This window comes from Pseudomonas sp. LY-1, assembly GCF_053502595.1.
Genome location: NZ_CP094353.1, coordinates 6,359,907 through 6,381,042, shown reverse-complemented (window position 1 = coordinate 6,381,042; position 21,136 = coordinate 6,359,907). Strand labels below are relative to the sequence as shown.

The 21,136-nt window shown below is 62.3% G+C and carries 17 protein-coding genes; 3 read left to right on the top strand and 14 right to left on the bottom strand.

Annotation, left to right across the window (positions count from 1 at the left end):
• Positions 1-16: 16 nt before the first annotated feature.
• The 6 genes from MOQ67_RS29390 to betI form a co-directional block, all read right to left on the bottom strand.
• Positions 17-907: an alpha/beta fold hydrolase gene (locus tag MOQ67_RS29390; RefSeq protein ID WP_017844942.1), complete on the bottom strand. Its 891-nt coding sequence runs from the start codon at positions 905-907 to the stop codon at positions 17-19.
• Positions 908-1,142: 235 nt separating this feature from the next.
• Entirely contained in the window at positions 1,143-2,459 is a 1,317-nt protein-coding gene (locus MOQ67_RS29385; RefSeq protein ID WP_104904319.1) for a TldD/PmbA family protein, read from the bottom strand.
• Positions 2,459-3,901 carry a TldD/PmbA family protein gene (locus tag MOQ67_RS29380; RefSeq protein WP_448675750.1) on the bottom strand — a complete coding sequence of 481 codons (1,443 nt, stop codon included), beginning with the start codon at positions 3,899-3,901 and terminating at the stop codon, positions 2,459-2,461. The genes MOQ67_RS29385 and MOQ67_RS29380 overlap by 1 nt, the downstream gene beginning before the upstream one ends.
• Positions 3,902-4,107: 206 nt before the next feature.
• Positions 4,108-5,811, bottom strand: a complete 1,704-nt coding sequence (gene betA / locus MOQ67_RS29375; protein WP_046381793.1) for a choline dehydrogenase — start codon at positions 5,809-5,811, stop codon at positions 4,108-4,110.
• 142 nt (positions 5,812-5,953) lie between these two features.
• Positions 5,954-7,426, bottom strand: coding sequence for a betaine-aldehyde dehydrogenase (gene betB / locus MOQ67_RS29370; RefSeq protein ID WP_017844938.1), 1,473 nt, complete (start codon positions 7,424-7,426; stop codon positions 5,954-5,956).
• Between the two features lie 110 nt (positions 7,427-7,536).
• Positions 7,537-8,130 (bottom strand): transcriptional regulator BetI, encoded by a 594-nt coding sequence (gene betI, locus MOQ67_RS29365; RefSeq protein WP_017844937.1) that lies wholly within the window; start codon positions 8,128-8,130, stop codon positions 7,537-7,539.
• Positions 8,131-8,520: 390 nt separating this feature from the next.
• Between betI and MOQ67_RS29360 the strand changes: the two genes are divergently transcribed.
• The gene (locus MOQ67_RS29360) at positions 8,521-10,455 is read left to right on the top strand and encodes a BCCT family transporter (RefSeq protein ID WP_448675963.1); all 1,935 of its coding nucleotides are present in this window, start codon (positions 8,521-8,523) and stop codon (positions 10,453-10,455) included.
• A gap of 174 nt (positions 10,456-10,629) precedes the next feature.
• On the opposite strand, the gene choV is transcribed toward MOQ67_RS29360, so the two are convergent.
• The 3 genes from choV to MOQ67_RS29345 all read right to left on the bottom strand — a co-directional run bounded on the left by choV (position 10,630) and on the right by MOQ67_RS29345 (position 13,667).
• Positions 10,630-11,808, bottom strand: a complete 1,179-nt coding sequence (gene choV / locus MOQ67_RS29355) for a choline ABC transporter ATP-binding protein (protein ID WP_104904321.1) — start codon at positions 11,806-11,808, stop codon at positions 10,630-10,632.
• Positions 11,805-12,650, bottom strand: coding sequence for a choline ABC transporter permease subunit (gene choW / locus MOQ67_RS29350; RefSeq protein WP_017844934.1), 846 nt, complete (start codon positions 12,648-12,650; stop codon positions 11,805-11,807). The genes choV and choW overlap by 4 nt, the downstream gene beginning before the upstream one ends.
• Positions 12,651-12,719: 69 nt before the next feature.
• Positions 12,720-13,667 (bottom strand): choline ABC transporter substrate-binding protein, encoded by a 948-nt coding sequence (locus MOQ67_RS29345; RefSeq protein ID WP_017844933.1) that lies wholly within the window; start codon positions 13,665-13,667, stop codon positions 12,720-12,722.
• Between the two features lie 415 nt (positions 13,668-14,082).
• Between MOQ67_RS29345 and MOQ67_RS29340 the strand changes: the two genes are divergently transcribed.
• Positions 14,083-15,459, top strand: coding sequence for an L-serine ammonia-lyase (locus MOQ67_RS29340; RefSeq protein WP_017844932.1), 1,377 nt, complete (start codon positions 14,083-14,085; stop codon positions 15,457-15,459).
• A gap of 521 nt (positions 15,460-15,980) precedes the next feature.
• Positions 15,981-17,084, top strand: coding sequence for a choline metabolism transcriptional regulator GbdR (gbdR, locus tag MOQ67_RS29335; RefSeq protein ID WP_017844931.1), 1,104 nt, complete (start codon positions 15,981-15,983; stop codon positions 17,082-17,084).
• Between the two features lie 94 nt (positions 17,085-17,178).
• Here gbdR and MOQ67_RS29330 read toward each other — a convergent pair whose 3' ends face one another.
• From MOQ67_RS29330 to MOQ67_RS29310, 5 genes are all read right to left on the bottom strand, one after another.
• Complete coding sequence (locus MOQ67_RS29330) at positions 17,179-17,442, bottom strand: hypothetical protein (protein ID WP_017844930.1); 264 nt, start codon at positions 17,440-17,442, stop codon at positions 17,179-17,181.
• Between the two features lie 98 nt (positions 17,443-17,540).
• Complete coding sequence (locus MOQ67_RS29325; RefSeq protein WP_046487925.1) at positions 17,541-18,038, bottom strand: thioesterase family protein; 498 nt, start codon at positions 18,036-18,038, stop codon at positions 17,541-17,543.
• Positions 18,039-18,051: 13 nt separating this feature from the next.
• Positions 18,052-19,017 carry an L-carnitine dehydrogenase gene (locus MOQ67_RS29320; protein ID WP_017844928.1) on the bottom strand — a complete coding sequence of 322 codons (966 nt, stop codon included), beginning with the start codon at positions 19,015-19,017 and terminating at the stop codon, positions 18,052-18,054.
• Positions 19,018-19,103: 86 nt separating this feature from the next.
• Positions 19,104-19,991, bottom strand: coding sequence for a BKACE family enzyme (locus tag MOQ67_RS29315; protein WP_102617712.1), 888 nt, complete (start codon positions 19,989-19,991; stop codon positions 19,104-19,106).
• A gap of 87 nt (positions 19,992-20,078) precedes the next feature.
• Positions 20,079-21,023 carry a choline ABC transporter substrate-binding protein gene (locus tag MOQ67_RS29310; RefSeq protein WP_017844926.1) on the bottom strand — a complete coding sequence of 315 codons (945 nt, stop codon included), beginning with the start codon at positions 21,021-21,023 and terminating at the stop codon, positions 20,079-20,081.
• Between the last annotated feature and the right edge of the window lie 113 nt (positions 21,024-21,136).

Below are 21,136 nucleotides of genomic sequence, written 5' to 3'. Positions count from 1 at the left end.
GGCTATGTGTCGGCGATTATGCGCCATTCGTCGCTCCTTTTCCCACTGAAGGTTCGTCTACATCCGACAACATCGCATGCTCGCCCACCAGGAAATCCAGCAGCGCGCGATGTACCGCCCGCGCCGCTTCGCGGGACTCCAGGTCGAGCAGATGCCCGGTATGTTCGGCGACGGCAAAGCTGCTGCGGCCTACGTAGTGCTGGAACAGTCGGGCCTCGGCGGCCGGGGTGTATTCGTCCAGCGTGCCGTTGAGGAAATGCACCGGCGTTTCGATCCGGCTGAGCTGTGGCAGGTAGTTGCCATCGCCCAGCGCCAGCACCTGGTGGATATGAAAGCGCGCCTGGCGGTATTCGGTGGTGGCCATGTTCGACAGGTGCCGATGGTTGTTGCGCTTGAGTCGCGGCGACAGGTATTTGCCCACGGTGTCGTTGAGCAAGTGGCCGACGGCGGATTTGTCGTCGGCTTCGATCAGCACGCGCACCCGCTCCACATAGTCGAGCATCGCCTGGTTGAGGTTCGGCGCCAGCGCCATCACCACCGAGCTTTCGATGGAGGGCGGGTTGTGTGCCAGGGTCAGCAGCGTGGAGATGCCGCCCCACGACGCCGATACCAGGTGGTTGACCTGGAAGCGCTCCACCAGCGCCCGCAGGATTTGCACTTCGTCGTCCTTGGTCACCAGGTCCAGGTCGGTGTTGTGCTCGCGTGAATAGCCTGAGAACGGTAAATCGAACAGCAGCACATTGAAATGCTCGGCCAGGCATTTACTGGTGCGGGCGAAGGAGCGCGTGGTGGATAGCGCGCCATTGACCATCAGCACGGTTTTCTTTTGCGGATGGTGACCTAGTTGCTCAACATGAACGTTGTAGTGCTTGAACAGCTTTTCTATGACAAAACTTCCATGGTTCATGTCAATGCTCCAGCTTGCCTTTTCCCGGGCGAGGTCATGCATCACGTGCGGGCACGTGGGTTAGGTGGCGGGGTGCCACTAACCGTTATAACGGGGTTTTTTACAGGCGACAACCGGCCTTGGGCGGGCGGTGAGAGAGGTCTGATTTAGCTGTAGGACATGTCGAAGCAATGCGTCTGAAATCAACACAAAACAATGTGGGAGGGGCCCCCTCCCACAAGCAGACTACTGTCGGTCAGAGGGTCAGGGTCAGGCGCTTGACCAATGCCCCCGGCAACAGATTGGACGCGGTGTTGCGCTGGCTGTAGGTACTGGCCGACAGCAACAGTTCGCGCTCTGCGGTCAGCGCTTCGAGTTGTGAGCCGAGCAGGCTGTAGACGCTGTCATCGAAGCGCATGGTGCTGACCGGCGCCTTGATCTCGCCGTCTTCCACCCAGAACGTGGCGAACCGCGTCATGCCGGTCAGGCGCGCTGCCGGCAGGTCGGAATAGTTCAGGTACCACAGGTTGCTGATGTACAGCCCGGTGCCCAATTGCTTGAGGATATCGGCCTGGGCCAGGCTGCCCGCCGCCATCTGCAACGCGCTGGGGGACTCGTCGCTGCTGGCGCCGTTGGCGCTGAGGCCGTATTCGGCGGCGCTGCGCGAATTGACCAGTTGGCCGGCGCCCTGGCCGGCGTTGATCAGCGTGACGTCACTGCACGGGTAGCCTTCGCTGGAGAACGCCGGGCTCAGCGAGCCGCTGATGTGCTCATCCACCGTCACCAGAGTGCTCAACGCCTGCTCGCCGGCATACAGCCGCTGTAGCGAGCTGCTTTTACTGGCGATGGCCTGGGCGGAAAAACCGCCCCAGGTGATGATGCTGATGATTTCTTCCAGGGCTGCCGGCGCCAGGTAGGCGCGGTACTCGCCGGGCGCCAGCTTGTGCAGTGGCCGTCCGAGGAATTCCAGCTGTTCGCGAGCCTGCTGGAAGCGGCGGGCGAACTCGGCGCTGTTCCATTCATTGCCGGCGTAACTGGCTTTGACCGCTTCGCCGTTGGCGTGGAACAGGCTGAAGTCGAAGTTGAAACTATTGGCCTGATGCCAGCCGAACGCGCCGTCCGAACTGGCGAAGCCACGGCTGATCGGGCCAGCGGCGTAGAAGCCGACCAGATCGACGCCGTGTGCCGCCTGGCTGATGTCTTCCAGCACCTGGCCCAGCTCGGGCAGCGGCCGGGCCTGTTCGTTTTGGCTCTGCCAGGCGTTGTGGTTCAGCAACAGGTACGGATCGTGCGGCAGCAACGGCAAGGTTTCGCGCAACTGTTGCAGGCCCGCGGCGAGGCGCTGGCGGTCCAGCGCCGGCTCGCCGCCGAGGGTGATGCCGAGGTCGGCATGACGGCCATCGTTGATCAGTTTGAGGGTCAGGCTGGCCTGTTGCACCTGCCCGGCCTGACGCACCTTGGCGTGGTTGAAACGCACGAATTCGGACGATTCCGCGGCGTAGCCCAGGTGAAATTGTTCTTTGTCGGTGAGGGCCTGCTTGAGCCACTCCACCAATGCCTTGAAGTTGTTCATCAGGCGTCTCCCCCAAATACGTCGACATGGCTGAATACACAGGCGGGCGAGGCATGGCCGACGCGGATCACCTGGTTGGGCTCGCCTTTGCCGCAGTTCGGCGTGCCCAACACCTGGAAGGTGCTGGCGTCGCCCACGGCGCTGAGGTTGCGCCAGAACTGCGCGGAGATGGCGCGGTAGTTGGGGTTTTTCACCACGCCTTTGAGCTCGCCGTTTTCAATCAACTGGCCCCATTCGCAACCGAACTGGAATTTATTGCGCGCGTCGTCAATGGACCACGAACGGTTGGTCGACATCAGGATGCCGTGTTCGATGCCGCCGATCAGTTGCGCCAGGCTCTGGTCGCCGGCCTCGATGTTCAGGTTGGCCATGCGGTCGATCGGCGGGCGGTTCCAGCTGCTGGCGCGGCTGTTGGCGACGCCGCTCATGCCCGCGCGAAATTGCGACAACGCCCCGCCCAGCGGCTTGAGCAGCAGCCCCTCGCGGATCAGGAATTGTTTGCTGGCCGGGGTGCCGTCGTCGTCGTGGCCGTAGCTGGCCAGTTGTTCGGGGATGTCCGGGTCGAAGGTCACGTTGAGCAGCTTGGAGCCGTATTGCAGGTGGCCGAAGTCGCTGGCCTTCACAAAACTGGTTCCGGCGTAATTGCGCTCGTCACCGAGGATGCGGTCGAGTTCCAGCGGATGGCCGATCGATTCGTGGATCTGCAGGATCATCTGGTCGGGCATCAACAGCAGGTCGCGCGGGCCCTGCGGCGTGTTCGGCGCCAGCAGCAGTTGCAGGGCTTCGTCGGCGATGCGCGGTGCGGCGCCGACCAGGCCGAAGCGCTCGATCACATCAAACCCGCCTTGCTGGCCGAAGTTGCTGCCGCCGAGGGTGCGCGACTGGCTGTCGTTGCCGTCGTAGGCCGTGACGTTGACGCCAGGGAACACAAAACGCTGGGCCTGGCGCAGTTCCGCGCCGGCGCTGTTGAGGTAGATCTGTTCGACGTGGCTCAGGCCGAGGCTGACTTCCCAGTTCACCAGGCGCTCGTCCCGGGGCACGGCTGCAGATTCAGCGCCGAGCAATTGGTAGCAGTCGCTCAAGGAGGGGAAGGCTTGCTCAAGGTGGGGCGACAGGTAATCGGCGACGTCGCTGGACACGTGTTGCTCGCGCAGGTCGAGCAGGGCGTGGGGTTTTATCAGGCGTGCTTGCTGTTCGGCACGCTCGAGCGCAGCTTGCAGGCCGGGCAGGGAAATATCGTGGGTCGCGGCGTAGGTTTCGACACCGTTGACGCGCACGGTGAGCATGGCGCCTTCGTCGTGGTTCAGGTGCGGCGGTGCGGCGACGTTCTTGCGCACCGACAGGTAGTGGCCGGATTCGCGCACATAACGCAGGGAGAAAAACTCGGCGGTGGTGCGCAGGGCACTGAAATGCTTTTTGAGTGTGGCGTGGTGTTCGAACATGGGGCCTTCCTTGTGGGCGGCTCAGCGCGGGCAGACGAACAGAGTAGGCCTGGGCTGGGGAGCGGATCAAGGAGAGTGTAGGCGTAAGGTTTGCGGTGTTGGGTCGGGCCCTATCGGGGGCAAGCCCCCTCCCACATTTTGAATGTATTCACAAATCGAAGTGTGGGAGGGGGCTTGCCCCCGATGCGGGCGACACGGTCTTCCAGTTACTGCGCAGTCGGCCCCACTTCACGCATCGGCTTGCCCCGCACCGGCGCATCGCCTGCCACGTAGTAGTCCGCGGTGCTGCGCGGCAGTGGCTTGCGGCCACGGATCTTGTCGGCGATTTTCTCGGCGATCATGATCGTCGGCGCGTTCAGGTTGCCGGTGGTGATGATCGGCATGATCGACGCATCGACCACCCGCAGGCCCTGCATGCCATGCACGCGGCCTTCGCCATCCACCACGGCCATCTCGTCGCTGCCCATCTTGCACGAGCAGGACGGGTGGAACGCGGTCTCGGCGTGTTCGCGGATGAACTGGTCGAGTTGCTCGTCGGTCTGCACCTCGATGCCCGGGCTGATTTCGCGGCCACGGAACGGGTCGAGCGCCGGCTGCTGCATGATTTCGCGGGTCAGACGGATGCCATCGCGAAATTCCTGCCAGTCCTGCTCGGTGGCCATGTAGTTGAAGAGAATGCTCGGGTAGTCCCGTGGGTTCTTCGACTTCAACTGCACGCGGCCACGGCTCGGCGAACGCATGGAGCCCATGTGCGCCTGGAAACCATGCTCTTTCACACCGTTGCTGCCGTTATAGTTAATCGCCACCGGCAGGAAGTGGTACTGGATGTTCGGCCAATCGAAGTCTTCCCGGGTACGGATAAAACCGCCCGCTTCGAACTGGTTGCTGGCGCCGATGCCGGTGCCGTTGAACAGCCACTCGGCACCGATGGCCGGTTGGTTGTACCAGAGCAGCGACGGGTACAACGACACCGGTTGGGTGCAGGCGTATTGCAGGTACAGCTCAAGGTGGTCCTGCAGGTTTTCGCCGACGCCGGGCAGGTCGTGGACCACCGGGATGTCGAGGCTTTCGAGCAGTTTGGCCGGGCCGACGCCGGAGCGTTGCAGCAGTTGCGGCGAGGCGATGGCGCCGCTGCACACCAGCACTTCTTTACGCGCACGGGCTTCGACGCGTTCTTCGGCGGCGCCGATCAGGTAACGCACGCCGACCGCACGCTTGCCTTCGAACAGTACTTTGTCGGTCAGGGCATGGGTGACGATGGTCAGGGTGGAACGCTTTTTAGCCGTGTCCAGATAACCGCGCGCAGTGCTGGCGCGCCGGCCGTTTGGCGTGACGGTACGGTCCATCGGGCCGAAGCCTTCCTGCTGGTAGCCGTTCAAGTCTTCGGTACGCGGGTAACCGGCCTGTACGCCGGCTTCGACCATGGCGTGGAACAGCGGGTTGTTGCCGGCCTTGGGCGTGGTCACGCTGACCGGGCCGTCGCCGCCGTGGTAGTCGTTGGGGCCGATGTCGCGGGTTTCGGCTTTACGGAAATACGGCAGGCAGTCGAGGTAGGTCCAGTCTTCCAGGCCGGGCAGTTTCGACCAGTTGTCGTAGTCCATGGCGTTGCCACGGATGTAGCACATGCCGTTGATCAGCGAGGAACCGCCCAGGCCCTTGCCGCGCCCGCATTCCATGCGACGGCCGTCCATGTGCGGTTCTGGGTCGGTCTCGTAGGCCCAGTTGTAGCGACGGCCCTGCAGCGGGAACGCCAGGGCGGCGGGCATCTGGGTGCGGAAGTCGAGACGGTAATCCGGGCCGCCGGCTTCCAGCAGCAGGACGGTGACGCCTTCGTCTTCGGTCAGACGGGTCGCCAGGGTGTTACCGGCGGAGCCGGCACCCACAATGATGTAATCGTATTCTTGGGACATTGAATGCACCCTCTTTGAAGTGTGGTCAGGTCGGGCCTCATCGGGGGCAAGCCCCCTCCCACCTTTGAAGGTATTCACAATTCAAATGTGGGAGGGGGCTTGCCCCCGATAGCGGCCTCACAGGCAACGCAAGGCTCAGGCTTTAGAACACCGAGGCGTAATCGCCCAACTCGACCTGTACCGATTTGATGCGGGTGAAGTTGTTCAGCGAGCTGATCCCGTTCTCACGGCCCACGCCCGACTGCTTGTAGCCACCGACCGGCATTTTCGCGTCGGACTCGCCCCAGGCATTGATCCAGCAGATGCCCGCTTCCAGTTGATGAATCACGCGGTGGGCGCGGTTCAGGTCCTTGGTCACCAGGCCGGCGGCGAGGCCGAAGTCGGTGTCGTTGGCGCGGCGGATCACTTCTTCTTCAGTCTCGTAGGTGAGGATGCTCATCACCGGGCCGAAGATTTCTTCACGGACGATGGTCATTTCGTCGGTGCAGTCGGTGAACACGGTCGGGGCAACAAAGGCGCCTTTGGCGAAGTCGCCGTCGGTCAGGCGGTCGCCGCCGCACAGCACGCGAGCGCCTTCGGCCTTGCCCTTGGCGATGTAGCCGAGCACGCTTTCCATGTGGGCGAAGCTGACCAGCGGGCCGAAGTTGGTGTTGTCGTCCTGCGGGTCGCCGATGCGGATGCGCGCAACACGTTCGGCGATCTTGGCTTCGAACGCGGCTTGCAGGTGCTTGGGCACGAACACGCGAGTACCGTTGGTGCAGACCTGACCGGAGCTGTAGAAGTTGGCCATCATCGCGATGTCGGCGGCGCGGTCCAGGTCGGCGTCTTCGAACACGATCAGCGGCGATTTGCCGCCCAGTTCCATGGTCACTTCCTTGAGCGAAGAGCTGGAGGCGCTGGCCATGACTTTCTTGCCGGTGTCGGTGCCGCCGGTGAACGAGACTTTCTCGATGCGCGGGTGCTCGGTCAGCCAGGTGCCGACTTCGCGGCCGCTGCCGGTCAATACGTTGAACACACCGGCCGGAACACCGGCCTCGGTGTAGATCTCCGCCAGTTTCAGGGTGGTCAGCGAGGTGACTTCGCTGGGTTTGAAGATCATCGCATTACCGGCGGCCAGGGCCGGTGCGGATTTCCACAGGGCGATCTGGATCGGGTAGTTCCACGCGCCGATACCGGCGACCACGCCCAGCGGCTCGCGGCGGGTGTAGACGAACGAGGTGTCGCGCAGCGGGATCTGCTCGCCTTCGATGGCTGGCACCAGGCCCGCGTAATATTCCAGCACGTCGGCGCCGGTGACGATGTCGACGTACTTGGTTTCGGAGAAGGATTTACCGGTGTCCAGGGTTTCCAGAGCGGCCAGTTCGTCATTGCGCTCGCGCAGGATGTCGACGGCACGACGCAGGATGCGCGAACGCTCCATGGCGGTCATGGCGGCCCAGATTTTCTGGCCTTTTTCAGCGCTGACCACGGCACGTTCAACGTCATCGAACGTTGCGCGTTGCACTTGGGCGAGAACTTCACCGTTAGCCGGGTTGATGGCTTCGAAGGTGGCATCGCTGCCAGCGTCGCTGTAGCCGCCGTCAATGTAGAGTTTTTGCAGGTCGAAACGGGCCATAAAGTCCTCGCAAGTGCATAAGTGGTTGGCGTTAACCACTGAGGGGTGGCCAATAAGAGTCTGGCAACACCGATCAGTGGAGGTTCAGGGGTTGAGCGGTTATGTGTGCTCTAACTCACCTGCTTGGCCAATTGGAAATCCATGTATTCGTAAGCGATCCGTTGCGCCTGCGCCGTGTCGAACTCATCTCCCGACAGGGCGCCGCGCAACCACAAACCGTCGATCAAGGCCGCCAGGCCTCGGGCTGCGCTGCGTGCATCCGGCAGCGGCAACACGCGGCGGAACTGGCAGCACAGGTTGGAATACAGGCGGTGATCGTTGATCCGCTGCAACCTGTGCAAAGACGGGTGGTGCATGCTGGTCGCCCAGAAGGCCAACCAGGTTTTCATTGCCGGGCCGTTGACCTGGCTGGCGTCGAAGTTGCCGCCGATGATCACTTGGAGGTGCGCCCGTGGCGTGTCCTCCGTCAACGCTTGTCGCCGTTCGTGGACGTTCTCGATCAGCACATTCATCAAGTACCGCATCGTGGCCGCGATCAGGCCGTTCTTGTCCTTGAAGTAGTGACTGATGATGCCGTTCGAAACGCCGGCCAAACGGGCGATCAGCGCAATGCTGGCATCTCCCATTCCGACTTGATCGATGGCCGTCAGCGTGGCTTCGATCAGTTGTTGGCGGCGTATGGGTTGCATACCGACCTTGGGCATGGAGTACCTCTCCTCAGGCCTGCCGGCGGGCGATGACGTCCGTCGACTCGATGGCCAGTCTATTTTGTTTTGATTGAACGTTCAATCAACAAAGAATAAGCTCTGCGACAAATGGTCGCTGCCTGCCGGTATTTCCTACCGGTAGGTGGCGACATCTGACACCTGTGAAAACCCTTGAAACAGGCCATTTCAGAGCCTGAACACCGCCTCGGCGGGCTCAAGAATTTTCGGGGTGTCTTTATAACACCCGTCCGTCGACTGCCGAAAAATCGATGAGCACGGGATCACCGCTGCCTTGTGTTTCTCTCTCGCACTGCCTGGAGCATCTGCGCCATGAGTTCTGCCTCTCTAATAAAAACCCCACCGGAAAAGGTGCGGGTCAACGGTTGGGTGTTCTACACCTCCACCGCACTGATTCTGTTGCTGACCGCCATTTTGATCATCGCCCCGCAAGAGGCCGGCCGGATGCTCGGCGTGGCGCAGGCGTGGTTATCGAAAAGCTTCGGCTGGTACTACATGCTGGTGATCGCGGCCTACCTGGTGTTCGTGGTCGGCTTGGCGTTTTCGTCCTACGGCAAGCTGAAGCTGGGCAGCAAGGACGACACCCCGGACTTCAGCTACGGCGCCTGGGCCGGCATGCTGTTTTCGTCGGGTATTGGCATCTCGTTGCTGTATTTCGGCGCGTCGGAGCCGTTGGACCATTACTTCAACCCGCCCGAAGGCGCGGCCGCCAGCAACGGCGCGGCGCGCCAGGCGCTGCAATTGACCTTCCTGCACTGGGGCCTGCACGGCTGGGCGATCTATGCGCTGGTCGGCCTGGCCGTGGCGTACTTCGCGTACCGCCATAACCAGCCACTGGCCCTGCGTTCGGCGTTGTACCCGCTGGTGGGCGAGCGTTGGGTCAAAGGCGCGGCCGGCCACGCGGTGGACGGGTTCGGCATGTTCGTGACCCTGCTGGGCCTGGTGACCAACCTCGGTATCGGCGCGATGCAGGTGTCGTCCGGCCTGGAAAACCTGTTTGGCATGCAGCACAGCAACACCAACCTGCTGATCGTGATCATCGTGATGAGCACTGTGGCGACCATTGCCGCCGTGTCGGGGGTGGAGAACGGCATTCGTCGCCTGTCCAACCTCAACATCGTGTTGTTCAGCGGCTTGCTGATCTTCGTGCTGTTGTTCGGCCCGACCCTGCACCTGCTCAACGGCCTGGTGCAGAACACCGGTGACTACCTCAACGGCATCCTCCTGAAAACCTTCGACCTGTATGTGTACGAAGGCGACGCCGACAAGACCGAACGCTGGATGGGCCTGTGGACCCTGTTCTACTGGGCCTGGTGGATTTCCTGGGCGCCGTTCGTGGGCATGTTCATCGCACGGATTTCCCGGGGCCGCACGGTGCGTGAACTGGTGGCCGGCGTGCTGCTGATCCCGCTGGGCTTCACCCTGGCCTGGTTGTCGATCTTCGGTAACTCGGCGCTGGACCTGGTGTTGAACCAGGGTGCGGTGGCGTTGGGCAAGACGGCGCTGGAACAACCGTCGATGGCCATCTACCAATTGCTGGAGCATTACCCTGCGTCGAAAATCGTCATCGGCGTGTCGATCTTTGTCGGCTTCGTGCTGTTCCTGACCCCGGCGGACTCCGGCGCGGTGATGATGGCCAACCTGTCCTGCAAAGGCGGCAACGTGGACGAAGACGCGCCGCACTGGCTGCGGATCTTCTGGTCGGTGGTGATCACCCTGGTGACCATCGGCCTGCTGTTTGCGGGTAACTTCGAAGCCATGCAAACCATGGTGGTGCTGGCGGGGCTGCCGTTCTCGGTGGTGTTGATTGTCTTTATGTTCGGTTTGCACAAGGCGATGCGCCAGGACATGGCGACGGAACTGGAGCAGGCGCAATTGGCCGAGCGTGGCCGTCGTGGTTTCAGCGAGCGCTTGACCGCCCTGGACCTGCAACCGAGCCAGGCCACGGCGCAGCGCTTTATGGACAAGCACGTCACGCCGGCACTGGAAGACGCGACGAAGGCGTTGCGCGACCAGGGGCTGGATGTGCAGACCCTGTTGGGCAAATCCAAGCGTTGCATCGGCGTGCGTATTGAGATGGAAGAGGGCAACCCGTTTGTCTACGAAGTGAGCCTGGACGGCTACGCGGTGGCGTCGGACGAACTGCCCGAGGCGGAGCGCGCCCGTTACTACCGGGCCGAGGTGTACCTGCACAACGGGCCTCAGGAGTACGACCTGATGGGCTTCGCCCAGGAGCAGATCACCCGGGACGTGCTCGATCAGTTTGAAAGCCATCGGCAGCTCCTTGGCCGTGTCTATAGCTGATGGTTGAAGCCTGGTGGTGTCCCCACTGACACCACTGGGGCAAAAAATGTGGGAGGGGGCTTGCCCCCGATTGCAGTGTGTCAGTCAGCTCGTCTGTTACTGATACACCGCTATCGGGGGCAAGCCCCCTCCCACATTTTGACCCTGTTTCTCCAATGGGTTATGCGGTGTTTGTTAGCCCAGGTTCTTGCCCAGCAGGGCATGGTAGAGCTCGCTGTCGCCAAGAATCCCCACCACCTGGTTGTTGTCGTGCAACACCAACTTGTTGCCCGTCTGGTAGCGGATCTGCAGCGCATCGCGCATGCCGATATTCGAGTCCACCAGTGTCGGCAGGCGGCCCAGGCCTTCCACGGGTTGCCCCGGTGCCCAGTTCTGCAGGTTCATCACCGCGCCATTCTGGCGTGCGCCCCGGATGGTGTTGCCTTCGGCCAGGTCGAGCCACGAGTCGCCGCCCGGATCGAGGCACACCGAGCCGTTGATGCGTTTGCAGTTGTCCAGCGTCCGCATCAGGCTGCGCCCGCACAGCACGTTCAGCGGGTTGGTATGTGCGACGAAGGTACGCACATAATCGTCCGCCGGGTTCAGCACGATCTCTTCCGGCACGCTGTACTGGATGATCTTGCCGTCTTTCATGATCGCGATGCGGCTGCCGAGCTTGAGGGCTTCGTCGAGGTCGTGGCTGACGAACACGATGGTCTTGCTCAGCTTGTTTTGCAGCTCCAGCAACTCGTCCTGCAGGCCTTGGCGGATCAGCGGGTCGAGGGCGGAGAAGGGTTCGTCCATCAGCAGGATGTCGGCGTCCATCGCCAACGCCCGCGCCAGGCCGACGCGCTGCTGCATGCCGCCGGAGAGTTCGTCCGGCTTCTTGTTACGCCATTGGCTCAGGCCCACCAGTTCGAGCTTTTCGTCCACCAGCTTGCGCCGGTCTTTCTCCGGGCGGCCCTGCATTTCGAGGCCGAAGCTGATGTTCTCGCGCACGGTCAGCCAGGGCATCAGGGCGAACTTCTGGAATACCATGGCGATGCGTTTGGTACGCATCATTTTCAGCTCGGCCGGGGTGCAGGAGGCGATGTCGATCTGGCGCCCTTCATGCTCGACGAACAACTGGCCACGGCTGACGGTGTTGAGGCCGTTGATGCAGCGCAGCAGGCTCGACTTGCCGGAGCCCGACAGGCCCATCAGCACACAGATCTCGCCTTTTTCCACATCCAGGCTGGCTTTTTCAACGCCGACGATCTGGCCGGTCTTTTTCAGGATCTCGTTACGGCTCATGCCCTGGTCCAGCAGCTTGAGCGCTTCGCGTGGGTCTTTGGAGAAGATCACGTCGACATTGTCGAATCGGATAATGCTCATGCATCACCCCCTACTCTGGCGTCGGGTTGTTTGCAGATGCGGTCGAGCATGATGGCCAGCAGCACGATCGCCAGGCCGGCTTCAAAGCCCAGGGCGATGTCGGCGGTGTTCAGTGCGTTGACCACCGGCTTGCCGAGGCCGTCGGCACCCACCAGGGCGGCGATCACCACCATCGACAGCGACAGCATGATGCATTGGGTAATGCCGGCAGCAATGCTCGGCATGGCGTGGGGCAGTTCAATGCGCGAGAGCAATTGACGGCGCGAGCAGCCGAAGGCTTTGCCGGCGTCCATCAACTCTTGCGGTACATCACGGATACCCAGGTAGGTCAGGCGGATCGGCGCGGCAATCGCGAACACCACCGTGGAAATCAACCCAGGCACCACACCCAGCCCGAAGAGGGTCAGGGTAGGGATGAGGTAGACGAAGGTCGGTACGGTCTGCATCAGATCGAGCACCGGCCGCATCAGGGTGTAGAACATCGGTTTGTGCGCGGCAACAATGCCCAGCGGCACGCCGATGACCACGCAGACCAGGGTGGCGAACAGCACCTGCGCGAGGGTCTCCATGGTTTCCTGCCAGTACCCCAGGTTGAGGATCAGCAGGAAGGAGGCGATGACAAAAACAGTCAGGCCCCATTTACGTTGAATGAAGTGAGCCAGCAGCGCAATCAGACCGATCAGTGCCAGCGGATTGAACCAGGTCAGCGCGAACGTCACGCCGTGGATCATCGTTTCCAGGGTCGATGCGATTGCGTCGAAGTAGTTGGCACCGTGTTGGGTCAACCATTCGACGAAGGCAGCGATGTACTGGCCTAGTGGGATTTTCTGTTCAGTCAGCATGGTAGTGAATGTCCACATGCGAAGGGGAAAACATCCCGGGCCAGCGCACCAGCCCGGGGTCAGCAGGGATTACTTGGCGAGGTAAGCTTTGACGGCCTCCAGACCTGGTTTGCCATCGACGGTGGTGACACCGGCAAGCCAGGTATCGAGCACTTGCGGGTTTTTCTTCAGCCAGGCCTTGGCCGCGGCGTCGGGTTTCATCTTGTCGTCCAGGACGTTACCCATCAGGGTGCTTTCCATGTTCAGGGTGAACGACAGGTTTTTCAGCAACTGGCCGACGTTGCTGCATTCCTGGGTGTAGCCCTTGCGCACGTTGGTGTAGATGGTGGCCTGGCCGTAGTTGGGACCGAACGAGTCGTCACCCCCGGTCAGGTACTTCATCTTGAAGCGGGTGTTCATCGGGTGCGGTTCCCAGCCGAGGAACACGATGGCCTTGCCGCGCTTGGTGGCGCGTTCGACCTGCGACAGCATCCCGGCTTCGCTGGACTCGACGACTTTGAAACCGGCCGACTTCAAGCCGAACGCGTCCTTGTCGATCAGGGTTTGAATGGTGCGGTTGCCGTCGTTGCCAGGTTCGATGCCGTAGATTTTGCCTTCCAGCTCATCCTTGAATTTGGCGATATCGGCGAAGTCTTTCAGGCCTTTGTCATACAGCGCCTCGGGAACGGCCAGGGTGTACTTGGCGTTTTCCAGGTTGGCGCGCACGGTTTCCACGGTGCCGGCATCACGGTATGCCTTGATGTCGTTTTCCATGGTCGGCATCCAGTTGCCGAGGAAGATGTCCATGTTCTTGCCGTCGGCCAGGGACTTGTAGGTCACCGGCACCGAAATCATCGTGGTGCGCGGCTTGTAGCCGAGGCCCTTGAGGATTTCGCTGGTGGTCGCGGTCGTGACGGTGATGTCGGTCCAGCCGACATCGGAGAAGTTGACGGTCTGACATTGTGCCGGTTCTGCAGCGTGCGCCAGGACTGGCAGACTCAGCATGGCGGCCAACAACAACGAGGGTGAACCTTTCATGGGGCTAGACTCCTGTGTACTTTCTGGCGGCATTCGCCGCGCTTTATAAGTGTTGCGGTTGGAACGTGCTTTGAGGCGGCGGCACGGTGCCTTGCCAACGAGTCGAGACTGATCATGTACCAGTGAAAATCTGACGCCTACAGGGGGCGTCGTATCCAGTACAGGCAGGGTCGCATCCAGTGTCGGTGACGTCGTTTACAGATTTTTCCTAAGGTAAAACCGCTGTTTTTACCCATCTGCACCGCTAAAAACGCCCAAAACAGGCCCTTGTTCGTGAGCGACGCTGATGAGCATGGTTGCGTCGGTGTGAGACGCCGTGATGGCGGATAAAAGCCTGATGATGCCGCCATCTGGGCGATCTGAGCGTAGCACCTCGTTCAAGCCTGGCCTGTGCTTATCGAGGAGTTCCACGGCAATGGCTATCAGTGTTTTCGACCTGTTCAAGATCGGCATCGGGCCTTCGAGTTCTCACACCGTCGGCCCCATGCGCGCCGCAGCGTTGTTCGTTCAACGGTTGCGTGAACGTGAATGGTTGGAACAGGTGCGGCGCGTCGAAGTTCAGCTCTACGGCTCATTGTCGGCCACCGGCATCGGCCACGGCAGCGACACCGCAACCATCATGGGCCTGATGGGCGAGTGGCCGGACGCAATCGATCCGGCGCAGATCGGCCTGCGTATCCATACCCTGCGCGAGACCGACACGCTGCTGCTGGACGGGCGTTTACCGGTGCCTTTCGTGTGGGCGCGGGACATGCGCCTGCTCGACGAAAACCTACCGTTCCACCCCAATGCCATGACCCTGGTGGTGTTCGGTGCTGACGGCGAGTTGCACCGCGACACCTACTACTCCGTCGGCGGCGGCTTTGTGGTGGATGAAGCCCAGGCGCAAAGCGGCGTGGCGGATATGGACCGCAGCGCATTGCCCTATGAATTCTCCAGCGCGGTGGAGCTGCTGCAACTGTGCAAGAGCCATAACCTGCGCGTCGCCGAGCTGATGCTGGCCAACGAAAAAGTCTGGCGCTCCGAGGATGAAATCCGCAGCGGCCTGATGACGCTCTGGCGCGCCATGCAGGCGTGCGTCGAGCAGGGCCTCAAGCACGAAGGCATCCTGCCCGGCGGCCTGAATGTGCGCCGTCGCGCCGCCAAGTTGCACCGCAGTTTGCTGGAGTTGAGCAAGCCCAACGTGATCGGCTCGACCTTGAGCGCGATGGAGTGGGTCAACCTGTTCGCCCTCGCGGTCAACGAAGAAAACGCCGCCGGCGGGCGCATGGTCACCGCGCCGACCAATGGCGCGGCGGGGATCATCCCGGCGGTGCTGCACTACTTTATGAAGTTCAGCGATGACGTCACCGAAGCCAACGTGGTCGACTACCTGCTCAGCGCGGCGGCGGTGGGCATTCTGTGCAAGAAGAACGCCTCGATCTCCGGCGCCGAAGTCGGCTGCCAGGGCGAGGTCGGCTCAGCCTGCGCCATGGCGGCGGCGGGGTTGGCGGAGATCCTCGGCGCCACCCCGGAGCAACTGTGCAACGCTGCCGAAATCGGCCTGGAACACAACCTCGGCCTGACCTGCGACCCGGTGGGCGGCCTGGTACAAGTGCCGTGTATCGAGCGCAACGCGATTGCCGCAGTGAAGGCGATCAACGCCGCGCAGATGGCCCTGCGCGGCGACGGCCAGCACTTTATTTCCCTCGACCGGGTGATCCGCACCATGCGCGATACCGGGGCGGACATGCATGACAAGTACAAAGAGACGTCGCGGGGTGGGTTGGCGGTCAGTGCGGTTGAGTGTTGAGACCGCGTCGCCGCTATCGGGGGCAAGCCCCTCCCACATTTGAAATGTGAACTCGGTCGAGTGTGGGAGGGGCGGTGCGACGATTCGACTTGCCCCCGATAGCGCCAGTCCAAACAACCCTGCTCATAAAGTGAACACCAAAACCAAAAGCGCCACCTTTTAGCGCGTCGCAAACAGATAAGTAGCCCCCAAACACTTTCCCCTCCGACCACCCGTCACCCGTGCCTGCGGTGACAGACGCTTGCTTCGCCCTCAAAGCGCCTACCCACAAGTGCTACCGATCTGCTCACAGCCCTTGAACGGGGCCGTTTGCGCCGCCGATTCGGGGCATATTCCGCACTTCGTACAGGGGCTTGTCTAGACACATCAAGAGGTCGTTTTCAGGAGTTATTGAATGGCCATTCAAATTTAGGCATGGCAATTGCTCTATCAACTCAACGCCTCTCTCTGCATCAGAGACGAGCGCAATAACAAGAGCCTCGCCTGAGGCCATCACCCGCTTTGTGTGAGGAGATACCGCGATGACGTCGTTCAACTCCGGGGCCCAACCCCAGAACCGTGCGCCTCAATCCATCGGCTTTCTGCTGCTGGACAATTTCACGCTGATTTCCCTGGCTTCGGCAGTGGAACCGCTGCGCATGGCCAACCAGTTGTCCGGGCGCGAGTTGTATCGCTGGACAACCCTGAGTGTCGACGGCAATCAGGTGTGGGCCAGCGACGGTCTGCAAATCACCCCCGATGCCGCCATGCACAAAGCCCCGGCCCTGGACACCGTCATCGTGTGCGGCGGCGTGGGTATCCAGCGCACCGTCACCCGTGAACATGTGTCGTGGCTGCAAAGCCAGGCGCGCCAGTCCCGTCGCCTCGGCGCGGTATGTACCGGCAGTTGGGCCCTGGCCTGCGCCGGGCTGCTCGATGGCTTCGATTGCAGCGTGCACTGGGAATGCCTGGCGTCGATGCAGGAAGCCTTCCCGCGCGTGTCGATGAGCACCCGCCTGTTCACCCTCGACCGCAACCGCTTCACCAGCTCCGGCGGCACCGCGCCGCTGGACATGATGCTGCACCTGATCAGCCGCGACCACGGCCGTGAACTGTCGGCGGCGATCTCCGAGATGTTTGTGTACGAGCGCATCCGCAACGAACAGGATCACCAGCGTGTGCCGCTCAAGCACATGCTCGGCACCAACCAGCCGAAGTTGCAGGAAATCGTCGCGCTGATGGAAGCCAACCTCGAAGAACCGATCGACCTGGATGAGCTGGCGGTGTACGTCGCCGTGTCGCGGCGCCAGCTGGAGCGGCTGTTCCAGAAATACCTGCACTGCTCGCCGTCGCGCTACTACCTCAAGCTGCGCCTGATTCGCGCACGGCAGTTGCTCAAGCAAACGCCGATGTCGATCATCGAAGTGGCGTCGGTGTGCGGGTTCGTGTCCACGCCGCACTTCTCCAAGTGCTACCGCGAATACTTCGGTATTCCGCCACGGGATGAGCGCGTCGGTTCCAACACCACCCAGCAGGTGGCGATGATGCCGATTCCGCCGGCCTTGGTGTTGTCCCCGTTGTCGGGGCCGATGTCGGCGTTGAGCCAGGCGCGCAATGAGTCGACGTTTGCCAGTGTGAGGCTCTAGACCGAGTCGCCTGCATCGGGGGCAAGCCCCCTCCCACATTTGACTGTATTCACAATTCGAGTGTGGGAGGGGGCTTGCCCCCGATAGCGGTCTGTCAGACGCCGGAGTTCTGTTTGAACTGCATCAGCGCCGGCAATAACTGCCTGTCGATCGCCTGCCGCACCGCCGGCAGAATCGTCGCACTGCCGCTGTACATCTGCTCGACCATGCCCTTGAGCGCCTTGGCCCGCGCTTCGCTCAAACCGCGTACTGCACACTCACAGGCCTGCTCGGCGCTGGCGCCGCTGGACACCTCGAAACCGAGCGAGCGCAGTTTGCTCAGCAGGTCATCCTGGTCAATCAAATCCGCGTGCATCATGACGTTTATCCTGGTGAAGGGAGCGGGGGGGATCGATCTGGATTCTGGTAGCCGACCAGGCGGTCGGCAAGGGCAGAATGCATGAATGGCTCGGATGGCTATGAACAGGTCGTTTTCGGGCCATTTGGCGCGGGCAGGCCAATGACGCGGCCGAGGAGGGCGGGAGTGGGCAGGTCGACTTGCGTGGCGCGGATGGCTGCTAGGCGTTCCAGTGTCGCCTCGGTGAACGGCGCCGAGCGCGGCCCGGCGAGGTCGACGTGCAGCAGCATCTGTTCGTTGCCCGCCAGTTCCTTGTCGTCGCTCACCCGGTGCAGGCTGTGATAGAGGTGCAGGCGCTTGGCATCGTGGGCGATCAGTTGGGTCCGCACCTCCACGTCGGCGCCGAGTTTCACTTCGTGCAGGTAGTTCAGGTGCAGCTCCAGGGTGAACAGCGAATGGCCGCTGGCGGCGCGGTTTTCGCTGTCCAGGCCGAGGGTGTCCATCAACGCGTCGGTGGCGTAGCTGAAGATCAGCAGGTAGAACGCGTCGCGCAGGTGGCCGTTGTAATCCACCCAGTCGGGGTGGACCTGGGTGGTGTAGGTGGTCAGTGCCGGCATGCTGGGGGTTTCCTTATTCGGCGAAGGTCATGCCGTGCTTGGCTTTAGTGGTCTTCACCGCTTCCAGCACCGCCAACAGACAATCATCACGATAGCGCTCCAGCGCCGAAATGCTGTGGTTACCCAACTGCTCGCGGGTGCCGTCGACCACATCGTCGATCAACTTGTCGGTCAGCTCCGGCGCCGGCAGGTGGGTCCACGGCAACTGCAACGCCGGGCCGAACTGCGCCATGAAGTGCCGCATCCCGGCATCGCCGCCGGCCAGGGTGTAGGTCAGGAACGTGCCCATGAACGACCAGCGCAAGCCGGCGCCAAAACGGATTGCGTCGTCGATCTCGCCGGTGGTGGCAACGCCATCGTTGACCAAGTGCAGCGCCTCGCGCCACAGGGCTTCGAGCAGGCGGTCGGCGATAAAGCCGGGGACTTCCTTGCGCACATGCAACGGGCGCATGCCGAGGGACTCATACACCTGGATCGCCGCCTGGATCGCCTCGGGCGCGGTGTGTTTGCCGCCCACCACTTCCACCAGCGGCAGCAGGTACACCGGGTTGAACGGGTGACCGACGACGCAGCGTTCAGGGTGGGTCGAGCCTTCATAGAATTCGCTGGGCAACAGGCCCGAGGTACTGGAGCCGATCAACGCATTCGGCTTGGCGGCCGCGCTGATCTTGCTGTGCAGCTCCAGTTTCAGCTCCAGGCGTTCCGGGGCGCTTTCCTGGATGAAGTCGGCGTCTTTCACGCACGCCTCGATCGTCGCGACAAAACGCAGGCGGTCCTGCGATGCGCCGGGGGCCAGGCCTTGTTTCTCCAGGGCGCCCCAGGCATTGGCGACGCGTTGGCGCAGCGCGGCTTCGGCACCGGGCGCCGGGTCCCAGGCCACCACGTCGAGGCCATTGGCCAGGGCGCGGGATACCCAACCGCTGCCGATCACACCGCTGCCGAGGGCGGCGAAGGTTTTGATATCTGTAATAAAACGCATGGCGACATTCCTGAATAAGGTGATGTTCTCCTGTGGGAGGGGGCTTGCCCCCTCCCACAGGTTTTGATCCGGTTTGGGCTGGGGGGTTAGCTGCGTTTTTTGAGGCCCATTTTCAGGCGCCCTTCGGCCGGGGTCATGACCCGCGCGCCCAGGCGGCTGAGGATTTCACTGGCGCGTTCCACCAGTTGACCGTTGGTGGCGAGCACGCCTTTGTCCAGCCACAGGTTGTCTTCCAGCCCGACGCGCACGTTGCCGCCGAGCAGCACCGCCTGCGCCGCCATCGGCATTTGCATGCGGCCGATGCCGAAGCCGGCCCACACCGCGTCGACAGGCAGGTTGTCGACCATGGCTTTCATGGTGGTGGTGTCGGCCGGCGCGCCCCACGGGATGCCCAGGCACAGTTGGAACAGCGGGTCGTCGAGCAGGCCTTCCTTGATCATCTGCTTGGCGAACCACAGGTGGCCGGTGTCGAAGATTTCCAGCTCGGCTTTTACGCCCAGTTCCTGAATGCGTTTGGCGCCGGCCCGCAGTTGCGCCGGGGTGGACACGTAAATGGTGTCGCCATCGCCGAAGTTCAGCGTGCCGCAGTCGAGCGTGCAGATTTCCGGCAGCAGCGCTTCGACATGGGCCAGGCGCGTCAGCGGGCCGACCAGGTCGGTGTTGGGGCCGAATGCCATGGGCGTCTCACCGCCGCCGATCTCCAGGTCGCCGCCCATGCCGGCGGTGAGGTTGACGATGATGTCGATGTCGGCCTCACGGATACGCTCCATCACTTCGCGGTACAAGGCGACGTCGCGGCTGAACTTGCCGGTCTCGGGGTTGCGCACATGGCAGTGAACGACAGTGGCGCCAGCCTTGGCGGCTTCCACGGCGGCGGCGGCGATTTGTTTGGGGGTGACCGGTACATGGGGGCTTCTGGCGCTCGTGTCGCCAGCACCGGTGAGTGCGCAGGTGATGATGACGTCGTGGTTCATGGGGCAGGTTCCTTACAGGCGTGATTTCAAGGCGTAGCGAGGCCGTTCGCGGTCAGGCAAGACCGCGAAACGGTGCGTCGAATACCGTTATTTGCTGGTCAGTTGCAGGTTGGCGGCGGCGGGTTTGCCGTCGAAGGTGGTCACGCCTTCGAGCCAGCGCGCCTGGTCTTGCGGGTGGTCCTTGAGCCACTGCTTGGCGGACTCGAAGGCGTCCTTGTGTTCCAGCAACGGCTGCATCATTCGGCTCTCGTCGGCGGCGGTGAAGGTCAGGTTGGTCAGCAGCTTGTGGACGTTGGGGCACTGCTCGGCATAGGTCGGCGAGGTGACGCTCCACACGGTGGCCATGCCTTCGTTCGGGCCCAGGGCATCTTCGCTGCCGGTGAGGTAGGTCATCGCGATGTTGACGTTCATCGGGTGCGGCGCCCAGCCGAAGAACACCACGGCTTCCTTGCGACGCACCGCGCGGTCGACGGCGGCGAGCATGCCCGCTTCGCTGGACTCCACCAGCTGAAATTTGCCCAGGCCGAACTGGTTCTTGGCGATCATCGCCTTGATCTGGGTGTTGGCGCCCGAGCCCGGCTCGATGCCGTAGAGCTTGCCGCCCAGTTCTTTCTCGAACCTGGCGATGTCGGCGAAGGTTTTCAGGCCTTTGTCGGCCAGATAAGTCGGCACCGCCAGGGTCGCGCGCGCGTCTTCCAGGCTCGGTTTATCGAGGACCTTGACCTGCTTGGCGTCGACGAACGGGGCGATGGTCTGGGTCATCAGCGGGTTCCAGTAGCCGAGGAACAAATCCAGGCGCTGGTCGCGGATGCCGGCGAAGATGATTTGCTGGGACGCGCTGGTCTGTTTGGTCTTGTAGCCGAGGCCATCGAGCAACACTTGGGTCATGGCGCTGGTGGCGATCACGTCGGTCCAGTTCACCACGCCCATACGCACGTTCTGGCAGGATGGCGCGTCGGCCGCGAAGACGCTGGTACTCAAGATGGCGCTGGCGCTGAATGCGAGCACGCAGCGGCTGATCAGTCGGTTCATGGTGGTTCCCTCGGCAGGTCGTTATTGTGGGGGCCGGCGTCTTTGTGCGCCGTGAGGTCACGTTACGCAGCTTGAAGGGCGACAAAACGCACGGCGGCGACCCGCTCTTGCAC